The organism is Desulfitispora alkaliphila (assembly GCF_050433185.1).
Lineage (GTDB): Bacteria > Bacillota > Desulfitisporia > Desulfitisporales > Desulfitisporaceae > Desulfitispora > Desulfitispora alkaliphila.
This window is the reverse complement of sequence record NZ_JBNPXS010000059.1, coordinates 1-11,745: the sequence shown is the minus strand read 5'-3', so window position 1 is coordinate 11,745 and position 11,745 is coordinate 1. Positions and strand designations below refer to the sequence as shown.

General features: G+C 36.6%; 12 protein-coding genes and 1 other RNA gene. 11 read left to right on the top strand and 2 right to left on the bottom strand.

Features of this window, described 5'->3' with window-relative positions:
* Positions 1-197 precede the first annotated feature (197 nt).
* The 9 genes from GGQ84_RS14540 (at position 198) to GGQ84_RS14500 (ending at position 9,257) form a co-directional block, all read left to right on the top strand.
* Complete coding sequence (locus tag GGQ84_RS14540) at positions 198-923, top strand: tRNA (adenine(22)-N(1))-methyltransferase (protein WP_429163532.1); 726 nt, start codon at positions 198-200, stop codon at positions 921-923.
* On the top strand, positions 899-2,014 hold the full coding sequence (locus GGQ84_RS14535) for a Nif3-like dinuclear metal center hexameric protein (protein WP_429163531.1): 1,116 nt from the start codon (positions 899-901) through the stop codon (positions 2,012-2,014). Before GGQ84_RS14540 ends, GGQ84_RS14535 begins: the two co-directional genes overlap by 25 nt.
* A gap of 63 nt (positions 2,015-2,077) precedes the next feature.
* On the top strand, positions 2,078-2,794 hold the full coding sequence (locus GGQ84_RS14530) for a zinc ribbon domain-containing protein (protein ID WP_429163530.1): 717 nt from the start codon (positions 2,078-2,080) through the stop codon (positions 2,792-2,794).
* 9 nt (positions 2,795-2,803) lie between these two features.
* The gene (locus tag GGQ84_RS14525; protein WP_429163529.1) at positions 2,804-3,214 is read left to right on the top strand and encodes a ribonuclease HI family protein; all 411 of its coding nucleotides are present in this window, start codon (positions 2,804-2,806) and stop codon (positions 3,212-3,214) included.
* A gap of 10 nt (positions 3,215-3,224) precedes the next feature.
* Positions 3,225-3,437, top strand: coding sequence for a hypothetical protein (locus GGQ84_RS14520; RefSeq protein ID WP_429163528.1), 213 nt, complete (start codon positions 3,225-3,227; stop codon positions 3,435-3,437).
* Positions 3,438-3,518: 81 nt separating this feature from the next.
* Positions 3,519-3,882: RNase P RNA component class A (gene rnpB, locus GGQ84_RS14515), an RNA gene on the top strand.
* Between the two features lie 88 nt (positions 3,883-3,970).
* Positions 3,971-5,935 (top strand): methyl-accepting chemotaxis protein, encoded by a 1,965-nt coding sequence (locus GGQ84_RS14510; RefSeq protein WP_429163527.1) that lies wholly within the window; start codon positions 3,971-3,973, stop codon positions 5,933-5,935.
* Between the two features lie 310 nt (positions 5,936-6,245).
* Positions 6,246-8,072: a translational GTPase TypA gene (gene typA / locus GGQ84_RS14505; protein WP_429163526.1), complete on the top strand. Its 1,827-nt coding sequence runs from the start codon at positions 6,246-6,248 to the stop codon at positions 8,070-8,072.
* A gap of 294 nt (positions 8,073-8,366) precedes the next feature.
* A complete protein-coding gene (locus GGQ84_RS14500; RefSeq protein ID WP_429163525.1) occupies positions 8,367-9,257 on the top strand; it encodes a DegV family protein in 891 nt (296 codons plus the stop codon).
* A gap of 58 nt (positions 9,258-9,315) precedes the next feature.
* Here GGQ84_RS14500 and GGQ84_RS14495 read toward each other — a convergent pair whose 3' ends face one another.
* Complete coding sequence (locus tag GGQ84_RS14495) at positions 9,316-9,510, bottom strand: spore coat protein (RefSeq protein WP_429163524.1); 195 nt, start codon at positions 9,508-9,510, stop codon at positions 9,316-9,318.
* A gap of 6 nt (positions 9,511-9,516) precedes the next feature.
* The gene (locus tag GGQ84_RS14490; protein WP_429163523.1) at positions 9,517-9,780 is read right to left on the bottom strand and encodes a hypothetical protein; all 264 of its coding nucleotides are present in this window, start codon (positions 9,778-9,780) and stop codon (positions 9,517-9,519) included.
* Positions 9,781-9,981: 201 nt separating this feature from the next.
* Between GGQ84_RS14490 and GGQ84_RS14485 the strand changes: the two genes are divergently transcribed.
* Together GGQ84_RS14485 and GGQ84_RS14480 are read left to right on the top strand one after the other, a co-directional pair.
* Entirely contained in the window at positions 9,982-10,956 is a 975-nt protein-coding gene (locus GGQ84_RS14485) for a 4Fe-4S dicluster domain-containing protein (RefSeq protein ID WP_429163522.1), read from the top strand.
* A complete protein-coding gene (locus GGQ84_RS14480; protein WP_429163521.1) occupies positions 10,956-11,624 on the top strand; it encodes a formate dehydrogenase subunit gamma in 669 nt (222 codons plus the stop codon). Before GGQ84_RS14485 ends, GGQ84_RS14480 begins: the two co-directional genes overlap by 1 nt.
* The last annotated feature ends 121 nt before the right edge of the window (positions 11,625-11,745 follow it).

The following is an 11,745-nucleotide window of genomic DNA, read 5'->3' as shown; positions in this document are numbered from 1 at the left end:
TGCAATTAACTTAATGAACCGCCAAGTACCGAACGGTATGCTTGGTGGTGTGAGAGGACGGTAGATAAAATAATTATCTACCTCCTACTCGATATGTTTTCTTATTAGGCAATAATATAAATAAGAGTTTAAATATGCAGGATTCTATTTAGACTGCGTGGAATTAGTTACTTAATGTAAACTATAAGGTGGCGAACATGATAGAGTTAAGCGATAGGTTAGAAAAGATTATTGAACTTATACCCGAGGGAAAAGTTGTTGTAGACGTGGGTACAGACCACGGTTACATACCTATAAAGCTGTTGCAGAGAGGTCTTGCGCCTACAGCAATAGCTACAGATATTAATAAAGGCCCATTTCAAATTGCGCGCAAACAAGTACAAGAATATTTGTTAAATGATAAAATAGATGTACGCCTAGGTAATGGCTTGAAACCAATTCAAGCTGGAGAGGCACAAGTGGCTATTATTGCTGGCATGGGGGGAGTAACAATAGTAGATATCCTAGAAGATGCACCTCATGTAGTAAGAGAGCTTGAGACGTTGGTTTTACAGCCCATGACGGCAGTGGATGCAGTTAGAAGGTGGCTTTATAAGAGTAAATGGGATTTAAGTAACGAGGACATAGTAAAAGAAGGAAATAAATATTATCATATTATTGTTGCAACTAAAGCAAATACCTATGAATGGCCCGAAGTCTTAAATAAGGAATATTTCGAGTTTGGTCCCAAGTTAATTGAGCAGGGAAATCCTTTGGTGATTGAACAAATTGAATTGAAGATACAGCAGTTTCTTGAAGTACAGCAGAGACTGGGAAAGTTAGAACTATCAGAAAGTGTTAAGAATAGATTGAAAGAAGTAGAAGAAGAAATTTCTAATTTGAAGGAGATGAAAAATAGATGTCTGCAAAATGCCAGCAAATAATTAGTTGGATAGAATCCTTAGCACCTAAGACACTTGCAGAAAGTTGGGACAATGTAGGCCTTCAGTTAGGCGATCCAGCTTGTCAGGTAGAAAAGGTCATGGTATCTCTAGACGTAGACAGTAAAGTAGCTGCAGAGGCTATTGAAAAAAAAGTAGACTTAATAGTTACTCATCATCCTTTTATTTTTAAACCTATGAAGAACCTTAGGACTGATTTGCCTCAGGGAGAGATAATTGCTGAGCTTATTAAAGCTGGGGTTTCTCTTTACACTGCACATACCAATTTAGATTGTGCCCCAGATGGAGTTAACAAAGCCTTAGCAGAAACGTTAAAATTAACACAAACTGAAATTTTAAAGGTTACTAATACAAACAAGCTATACAAGATTGTAGTATTTGTACCTCAAGGGCATCAAGAGGAAGTGAGGGGCGCTTTAGCCGCAGGCGGGGCGGGCTGGATTGGCAACTACTCTGAGTGCGGATTTGAACTTAAAGGGCAAGGAACTTTTAGGCCTCAAGATGAAACTAACCCTTATATAGGAACTCCAGGTAAACTTGAGCGAGTTGATGAATATCGACTAGAAACAATTGTTCCTGAGAATAAGCTTAAAAGAGCTATAGCAGCTATGATTAAGGCGCACCCATATGAAGAGGTGGCTTATGACATATACCCATTAGAGAACCGTGGAGAGGAATTTGGATTAGGCTTAATAGGTAAGACTGAGAAGATGCCATTAAATGAATTTGTTTTTGAGGCTAAAAAAGCATTAAATTCAGTAGGAGTAAAAGTTGTTTCTTCTGGGGTAGAAGTTGTTAAAAAAGTTGCTGTCTGTGGTGGCAGTGGCTCTGATTTAGTTAGTGCTGCAAAATTCAAAGGTGCAGATGTGTTAGTCACTGGAGATGTGGGATACCATCAGGCACAGATAGCACAGGCACTGGGCATTGCAGTAATTGATGCAGGTCATTTTGCCACGGAAAATGTTGTAGTTTCCAAGTTATCTGAGTACATAGAGCAACAAGCTAAAATTAATAGTGTTCAGTTAGAGGTTTTTACTGCTGAAAAAAGTGAAGATGTGTGGGAATATATGTGAGATGGGATTGGTTAAACTTTCCTATCTCTTTTTTATTTTATCAAAAGAAAGGGGCGTTATATAATGGAAGAGTTGAAAATGTTAATGAAACTTCAGGGGATAGATGCCGAACTAGACAAGTTTAAAAAAGAGGGTGTAAACAAAGAAAAAATAAGGCTCATAAGGGAGATTGAAGCGAATATTAATAAAGTAAAAGGTGAATTAACTGGGAAAGAAGAACGTTTGAAACTAATAAAAAAAGAAATAAAAAATTGTGAAAATCAATCGGAGGACTTTGCAGAAAAATGCAGGTTGTATCGGGTAAAAATGTACAGTGGAGAGGAAACTAATAGTAAAGAATTAATGAAATTAGAAGAGAAAATAGCAGATGTAACTAAAAAAACAGATGCAATAGAACATGAGTGGACACAACTTTCAGAAGAAGCAGATTCACTTGAAGAAGACATAGAAAATTTTAAAAAAATATTGAGAACATTAGTAAAAGATTATAAGAGAGAAGTAGAAGATTATAAAAAGGCGAAAAGTCAACGGGAAGAAAAAATCAAGTTCGCAAGAGAAGAAAGGGATAAAATGGAAATTCAAATTGACAATCAATTGATAAAAAGATATAATCAAAGACGAATGCAAAATAAAGGGGTAGTAGCTATATTGAAAGATGGGAATTGCAATGGTTGTGGTATGGAAGTTTCTTCCGAGAAGTTTTCCAGTGTGAGTAAAGAAGAGACTGTACAAAAGTGCGATTTTTGCGGACGGTTTTTATTACTGGAAAGCAATAGCTAATACAAAGAGGTGAAAAAATTGAAAATTACTGCCTATACTGATGGGGCTTCAAGGGGGAACCCTGGGAAAGCTGGTATTGGTGTCTTGTTGCTAGATGAAAATGAAAGCGTACTAAAGGAACTGAGTGAATTTATAGGTGATGCAACAAATAATGTTGCAGAATATACTGCTGTAATTAGAGCTCTAGAAGTAGGTTTAGAGTTGGGCGGAATCGAGTTTAAGTTATATACAGATAGTGAACTACTTACTAAACAGATAAAGGGAGAGTATAAGGTTAAGAATGAAGGACTAATCCCTCTATATCAGCAAGTGTTGAATTTAAAAAAGGAATATGATAAATTTGATGTAGAGCACATTAGAAGAGAATATAATAAAGAGGCGGATAAACTAGCTAATCAAGGAATCGATCAAGCGAAGTGAGGAGAAGCAGATGTCTAAGTACCAAATAATTGGGTTTATAGTCTTTAATATTGGTTTAATATTTACAGGAGTATTTTTAGGGCAGCTGGCGTTTAGATATGAAATAGAAATATTACATTTATTACCTCTCATTGGCTCTTTGCTGATAATGCTGATGGGTCTGATAACTATTGCTTTTGGCAAGGTTCCTGAAAAGGTAAAGAATAAAGCTAAGAGCTCATAACAAACATAATTTTCCACTTGCATTCAAAAATGTCTCGTGTTATACTTATATTCCTGAAACACCTAAACTGAATATAATATTTGAGTAAAATGGATAATCGCGAATGTAGCGCCGAAAGGCCGCATTTGAGGAAAGTCCGAGCTCCAAAGGGCAGGGTGCTGGATAACGTCCAGTGGAGGCGACTCTAAGGATAGTGCCACAGAAATATACCGCCTCTGGCTACGCTAGAGGTAAGGGTGGAATGGTGCGGTAAGAGCGCACCAGCAGCTAGGTGACTAGTTGGCTAGGTAAACCCCACCTGGAGCAAGACCGAATAGGGAGACAATGAAGTTGCCCGCTTCGTCTCCGGGTTAGGTCGCATGAGATTGCTGGCAACAGTAATCCTAGATAGATGATTATCACCTCGGAGGGGGTACAAAACTCGGCTTACAGTTTTACTCAAATGTATTTTACAAAACACCAGTTATGGTGTTTTTTTGGTTGAGTACCTTGAGTTGATATGACAAAATAAGACAAAAGTAGACAGAGGAATAATGAAATCATTGTTAATTTTAATTTCATCTATTTCAATAGGGTACAGTTCTTTGCAAAGAGCTAGTATGTCCCTTGTTGAAGAAGCAGAAATAACACTTGAGTTATTAACTTCTGAAGGTGCTAGATTAACAGAGAGTAGAATTGAAACTCAGCAAAGAACCCTGGAAATGATAGCAGGCAGGGTAGATATAGAAAATATGGACTGGGAAGAACAACAACCTGTATTACAAGCACAAGTAGAGCGAACAAACTTTCAAGCATTAGGAGTTGTTAACCTAAATGGTAGAGCTCAATTTCATGATGGAACAACGGCAGAAATAGGAGATAGAGAATATTTTCAAACGGCTTTAAATGGTATCTCAAATGTTTCAGATTTACTGATTAGTAGGGTAAGCAATGAACCAGAATTGATATATGCCACTCCAATAGAAAGAAACAATCAAGTTGTAGGAGTTTTAATTGGCAGGCGAGATGGATACTCTTTAAGTGATATTACAGATGGTACAGGGTATGGTGCAACTGGATATGCATATATGATTAACGGCCAGGGAACGGTGGTAGCCCATCCAGATAGAGAAAGAGTTTTAAAACAGTGGAATCCCATAGAGGATGTGCAAAGTGGTGTAGATCTAGAAGTAGAGGAAGTAGCGTTATTATTCGAAAAGATTATTAGAGAAGAAAGAGGAGTTAGTAACTACTCTTTCCAAGGTAACAATCTATATGCTGCGTATGCACCTATTGGAGATTCAGGTTGGACGTTAGTCATTACAGCAAATGAAGAGGAAGTGTTATCTGCTATACCATCAATGCAAAGGACAATTGTATTAATCGTGAGTGCTATTGTATTAGTAAGTATGGTTATTACATATCAGATAGGAAATTTGATTGCTACGCCAATTATTAAAATAAAGGAGGAGGCAGAAAGGTTAGCCGACTTAGATATTACACAGGATGTAGGCGAAGTACTTCTTAATAAAAAAGATGAAATCGGAGTTTTATCAAATGCCTTTCAACAAATCATCTTAAACTTAAGAGGAATAGTTAAAGATATTAATAATTCTTCTGAACAAGTGGCTGCGTCCTCTGAAGAACTTTCTGCTACTTCAGAAGAGTCCAATGCTGTAGCAGAAGAAGTTGCAAAAACAGTAGAAGAAATTGCTAGAGGGGCTTCGGAGCAAGCTAAAAATACGGAAAGTGGGTCTTTGAAAGCAGTTCATTTTGGAGAAATTATTGAAAAAGACCAAACATATGTTAAAGATGTGAACTTAGCAGCTCAAAAAGTAGCAGAGATAGTTAAAGAAGGCTTAGAAGAAATAGAAAGTCTATCAAAAATTACTGAAGAAAGTGCTGAAGGTACCAACGAAATTCATGATGTTATAACCAAGACCAATGTAAGTTCTGATGAAATAGGACAAGCTAGCAACGTTATTGCTGGTATTGCAGAACAAACTAACCTATTAGCTTTAAATGCTGCTATTGAAGCAGCAAGGGCTGGAGAAGCAGGGAGTGGTTTTGCGGTAGTAGCAGAAGAAATAAGAAAACTAGCAGAAGAATCGTCTGCATCAACTATGTCCATAAATAAGATTGTTGAAGAATTACAAAGCAATTCAAGAGAAGCTGCTAAAAAAATGGAAAGGGTCTCTGCCATATCCGATGAGCAGAGTAATAGGGTAATTAATAGTAAAAATAAATATATGTTAATTGCTGAAGCTATGCAAAAAGCCGAGAATGCTGTTAATAGATTAAATGATTCAGGGGAGGAAATGAATCAAGTGAAGGGAGACATTATAGAAACCTTGCAAAATCTTTCTGCTATCGCAGAGGAAAATTCCGCTTCTACTCAGCAGGTATCATCTTCAATGGAAGAGCAAGCTGCTTCTATAGAAGAAATATCAACTTCTAGTGAAAATTTATCTAGATTAGCACAAGACTTACACGAAATCATTAAGAGGTTTAAAGTATAAATTTCTGTTGCTAAGTGTTGAGCCCCGTTGCGAGTTATTTGCAAAACTTAGTCTAATAATTCAGCTATTTAATTTTTATCAAAGGGTTAAAGAAACAGCAATGAGGTGCTTTCAATGCACCTCATTGCTGTTTTAAGAACACTTTATGTAAAAAGAATGTTTATGATAGCAAACGATAATACCAATTCCAATCAAGATGAAGATATACACTAAGCTATTTAGTTACGTAAAAACTGTATCTTTGATCACTATAGTGGTATAATGATTAAACTGGTTGAAAAAACTAAATTCAAGTAATTATTCGGGAGAGATGAATTTGAACACAAAAAGAAATGATCTTAGAAACATAGCAATTATTGCCCACGTAGACCACGGCAAAACCACACTGGTTGATGGTATGCTAAAGCAAAGCGGTATTTTTAAACGGCACCAGAAAGTAGAAGAGCGGGTTATGGATTCTGGTGATCTGGAAAAAGAGCGAGGTATTACTATTCTTGCTAAAAATACTGCTGTGTCATATAAAGACTTAAAGATTAATATTCTTGACACCCCTGGCCACGCTGACTTCGGCGGTGAAGTTGAACGAGTTCTAAAAATGGTTGATGGAGTCCTACTTTTAGTAGATGCCTTTGAAGGACCTAGGCCTCAGACTCGTTTTGTCCTGAAAAAAGCCTTTTCATTGAAACTTCCCCCTATTGTAGTGATAAATAAAATTGACCGCCCTGATGCTCGTGTAGCAGAGGTTCTAGACGAGGTATTCGATCTCTTTATTGAACTAGGAGCCGATGATACACAAATTGATTTCCCTGTTGTATATGCATCCGCTAAAGATGGCGTTGCTAAGATAAATTTGGAGGATAATTCAGAAAGCCTTGAACCGCTTTTTGAAACGATAGTGGAACACGTACCCGCTCCATCTGGTGATCAAAAGGCTCCACTGCAAATGTTAGTAACCACTCTTGACTATGATGAGTATGTAGGTAAGGTTGCTGTGGGTCGAGTTGTTAGAGGGACAATGTTAGCAGGAAAAGAGTACGGGATTTTTAAAAAAGATGGGGTTTTGCAAAAAAGTAAAATAAGTAACCTATTCATATTTAATGGATTAAACCGGGAAAGTGTAGTACAAGCTTCAGTAGGTGATATAGTAGCAGTTACTGGAATTGAAGACATAAGTATCGGAGAAACCATAACTGATATGGAAACCCCTGAAGCCGTACCATATATAGATATTGATGACCCTACTTTAGCAATGACATTTAGCGTAAATAATAGTCCCTTTGCAGGTCAGGAAGGAGACTATATCACTTCGCGAAAAATCAGGGATAGATTATTAAAAGAAGTTAAAAATAACGTAAGCTTAAAAGTAGAGGAGACAGAAAGCCCTGATAAGTTAAGGGTTTCAGGGCGTGGAGAACTACACCTATCAGTTCTTATTGAAACTATGAGACGGGAAGGTTATGAATTTCAAATATCAAGACCTGAAGTAATAACCAAGGAAGTAGACGGTCAAAAAATGGAGCCAATGGAAAATGTAATTATAGACATACCAGAAGAATACATGGGTATTGTGATGGAAAAAATGGGGGCGCGACGTGGTGAGCTTAAGAATATGGCCAACATTGGAACGGAATCCTTGCGTCTAGACTTTGAAATACCTACTCGTGGACTTCTTGGATATAGATCTGAATTTGTTACAGATACCAAAGGTGAAGGAATTCTAAACTCACTTTTTGATAGATATACCCCTTTAAAAGGCACAGTTCCCAAAAGAAGCCGTGGTGCAATAGTGGCATTTGAAAATGGTGAAGCTACAACTTACGGACTTTATAACGCCCAAGATAGAGGAACGCTGTTTATCAGCTCTGGAGTAAAAGTATATGAAGGCATGATTGTAGGAGAGAACCCAAGAAGCGAGGATATTGAGATAAATGTATGTAAGAAAAAACAGGTAACAAATATACGTTCATCTAGTTCTGATGAAGCACTGCGTCTATCTCCTCCAAAGGAAATGCCATTAGAAAAATGCCTTGAGTTTATAGAAGATGATGAACTAGTTGAGGTTACACCAAAGTCTATCAGAATGAGAAAGGCTCTCTTATCAAGAACTGAAAGACAGAGAGCAAAAAAACGCTTATAAGTTAACAAAAAAGGAGATCTTATGATCTCCTTTTTACTTACAGTGACTGATAAGCTTACTTTAATATAGTTGCAGATTCTAAAAATTAGTTCAATTTGTTATTGCAATTTAGGTATTTAAAACTTACTATTCCTGTATGTGCTATTAAGACAATATAATAATGATCATGGGAGAGCATGACAAAGATATTTTAATTTTACATAAGGAGGGTAAAGCAACTAATAAATACACAAAAGGTATAATAGTTCAAGAACATTAAAAAAATATTAGTAAAAGAGATTAAGGAGAGATACAATGACAGATTATGTAATAATGACAGACTCATGTTGTGATTTACCAAGGGAATATATAGATGAAAATAAAATACCTTATGTGAGTCTAACATGTCAATTTGGTGAAAAAGAGTATAGCGATGACTTTGGTAAGACCTTTAGCCATAAAGAATTTTATGATGGGATGCGTGCTGGTATTGTTCCTAAGACATCTCAACCAAGTTCTGAAGCATTTTATGAGGTCTTTAAAGAAATAGTTAGCCAAAAAAAAGATGTTATATACGTATGTGTTTCTTCTGGACTAAGTGGGACAGTTAATAGTGCTAACATTGCTAAAAAGAAAATAGAAGAAGAAAATAAAGATGCTAAAATAGCCATAGTGGATGTGCTGACTGCTTCATTAGGACAAGGACTAATGGTTATTAAATCTATGGAAATGCAACGCGACGGGGCTAGTTTTGAAGATATTGTACAATTTCTAGAAGACTATAGATGGAAGTTAAATACTTTTAAGACTGTTAATGATCTCAATCACCTCAAGCGAGGAGGAAGAATTTCAGCAACATCAGCTATTATTGGAATAGTTTTAAGTATAAAGCCAGTTTTGACCCTAGATAAACAGGGCAAGGTATTGCCAGTGAAAAAAGTAAAAGGAAGACAAAATGTTATAAAAAAGTTAGCTGAATACGTATCAGCAAATATAGAAGAACCCGAAGGGCAAACAATATGTATTTCTCACGGGGATACTGTGGAAGATGCGGAAAAACTTAAAGAGTTGATTTTAAAGGAGTTTAATGTAAAAGAAGTTTTTATTAGCCATATAGGTCCTGTAGTTGGGACTTACGGGGGGCCTGGTGCCCTGGCGGTATTTTTTATGGGAAAGGTTCATGAAAATCGAAAGACTGACTTTTAAGAAAGAGTAAACACAGGTGTACTTCATAGATTGAAGTGCACCTGTGTTTACTCTTTCTTTATGGGTATCCTCCTTTAGACAAAATCAACTTAGCGGCAGCCTGCTGGGAATCTGCTGCTTCATTCTTAGCTTTGCCTATGATAGTTCTTAGAGTGGGATCTTGAATTTCTGTTTGTATCAAAGAATAACATATAGCAGCTAAGCGAGTATCTTTCTCGTAATCTTGTAACATATCTAAATCTGTAAATTCCAATTCTAATCACTCCTCTTTTAAAAAGCTATCACGATGGTCATTTAGTACAGAAGAAACTTTCTTTAATTTATTTGCTTCTTTTGTAAAGTAATTTTTTATATCCTCATCGGTGCAATGGTCAGCATAGTACTGACATTTTTTACTGGCTATATCGGTCTCATTAATAAATTTTGCTAAGTACGCTCCCTCTTTTACCGTCTGAACTGAGGATGCATCTAGTCCTTCTCCCTGTTCTTTGTTATTATTAAAAAAATTAAACAGTTGCAACATTATATTTTTCACACCTTCTTCTCAGTATTAATATTATTATTTGATGCCCTACATTTAATTATTCTATATCTAATAAAATAACTAAAAGTTATGGGATATAAGATTATTTTATAGATAGGAAAAAATAGAAGGGTTTTGTTTTCGATAATAATATGATAAAATTATTCATATACTACCATATAAGCTGAAGGGGGATTGAAGATGAATGAAATAAATAGGAGAGCATTTTTGAAAAGGTCCACAGCAGCAACCATAGTTGGAGGGTTGACCATATCTGGCGTGAAAACTGCTAAGGCTTTAGGAGTAAAAGAAAAATATGCTACTCTAATTGATTTATCAAAATGTGATGGATGTAAGGAGTATGAAAAAACTAAATGTATGCAAGCATGTGCAAATAAAAATAGCTCTCAGTACCCAGAGCCCATAGAGAATATTCAACCATATTGGCCACAAAAAGAATATGAAGATTGGTCTGATAAAAGGGATTTGACAACCAGGTTAACGCCTTATAACTGGATTTTTGTACAGCGGGCTATAGTAGAAAAAGAAGGTGTAGAAACAGAAGTGTTTATTCCTAGGAGGTGTATGCACTGCGATAATCCGCCCTGTGCAGGAACCTGCCCTTTCGGAGTCGTTGAAAAAAAGGCCGAAGGACCTGTTCTAATTGATCGAGAATTTTGTTTCGGTGGAGCAAAGTGTCGCGACTTATGCCCATGGGATATCCCTCAGAGGCAAGCAGGAGTTGGAATTTATTTAAAAATTGCCCCAAAATTTGCTGGAGGCGGTGTAATGTATAAATGTGACTTCTGTTATGATTTAATAAAAAAAGGTAAAAATCCTAGCTGTGTAGAGCAATGTCCCCAGGGTGCAATGAGGTTTGGCTTAAAAGAAGACTTGAGAAATGAGGCATACACGAGGGCTGAACAAATTAGGGGATTTGTTTATGGGGATAAAGAGAATGGAGGAACTTCTACCTTTTATATATCACCGGTTTCTTTCTCGGATTTAGATAAAGCTATAGAAAAGTCTAAATCTATTCCTGGTATTAACCCCCAAGTGAATAATCCCAACGATGCTATCAATAATACAGCAAAGAGTTTATTTATAGCACCAATCGCAGGAGCCTTTGCAGCTGGGATTGCTGTGTATAGAACGATGAAAGGAGAGGAGGAGTAGTGAAGCAAAAAATTACTAGGCACTCAAAAGCTGCTATATTTGTACACTGGACAGTAGCTATCTCAACTTTCTTATTATTATTTAGTGGTTTTGGGCAAATGCCTATGTATAAGAGATACAACGTGGTCAATATTCCAGGATTGTCCTGGGCAGATAATTATTTGATTACCATCCAAATTCACTATATTGCAGCAGCAATTCTCATATTTGCAGTAGTATTTCATTTAATTTACCATTGCAAGGTGGGGGAGAGAGCCATTATCCCCAGGCGCGGAGATGTGAAAGAATCTATCCAGATAGTTAAAGCCATGTTTGGTTTCGGGGAAGAACCGAAATCTGACAAATTTTTAGCAGAACAAAGGTTAGCTTATATATTTATTGGGATAAATATATTGGCACTAATTATAAGTGGTTTTATCAAGGTAATACAGAATATAGACCCATTGTTATTACCCCATAACATCTATACATTGAGCACGGCTATTCACAACCTAGCAACAATTATGTTAATTGCTGGAATTGCCGCTCATCTAATGGCGTTTATTATTAAAGAAAACCGGCCATTATTTCTTACCATGTTTACAGGGAAGGTCGATTATGAGTATGTTAAACATAGACATAGTAAGTGGTACGATAAATTAAAAAAGAATAATGGAATTGATGTTTAAAAAAGGGTCAGTTCAGCAGGAACTGACTCTTTTTATGTGTGCCCGGCACGGGCGGTAACTTGGCGGTGAAAGTCCGCTGTGGGCTTGGTAGTGGGAACCACTAGCCAATGACAAGGGTGTC

What these genes read in the sequence shown, in the direction of transcription:
- GGQ84_RS14540 (WP_429163532.1), top strand. Translation starts at nt 198, where the DNA reads ATGATAGAGTTAAGCGATAGGTTAGAAAAGATTATTGAACTTATACCC.
- GGQ84_RS14535 (WP_429163531.1), top strand. Translation starts at nt 899, where the DNA reads ATGTCTGCAAAATGCCAGCAAATAATTAGTTGGATAGAATCCTTAGCA.
- GGQ84_RS14530 (WP_429163530.1), top strand. Translation starts at nt 2,078, where the DNA reads ATGGAAGAGTTGAAAATGTTAATGAAACTTCAGGGGATAGATGCCGAA.
- GGQ84_RS14520 (WP_429163528.1), top strand. Translation starts at nt 3,225, where the DNA reads ATGTCTAAGTACCAAATAATTGGGTTTATAGTCTTTAATATTGGTTTA.
- GGQ84_RS14510 (WP_429163527.1), top strand. Translation starts at nt 3,971, where the DNA reads ATGAAATCATTGTTAATTTTAATTTCATCTATTTCAATAGGGTACAGT.
- typA (WP_429163526.1), top strand. Translation starts at nt 6,246, where the DNA reads ATGAATTTGAACACAAAAAGAAATGATCTTAGAAACATAGCAATTATT.
- GGQ84_RS14500 (WP_429163525.1), top strand. Translation starts at nt 8,367, where the DNA reads ATGACAGATTATGTAATAATGACAGACTCATGTTGTGATTTACCAAGG.
- GGQ84_RS14490 (WP_429163523.1), bottom strand. Translation starts at nt 9,780, where the DNA reads ATGTTGCAACTGTTTAATTTTTTTAATAATAACAAAGAACAGGGAGAA.
- GGQ84_RS14485 (WP_429163522.1), top strand. Translation starts at nt 9,982, where the DNA reads ATGAATGAAATAAATAGGAGAGCATTTTTGAAAAGGTCCACAGCAGCA.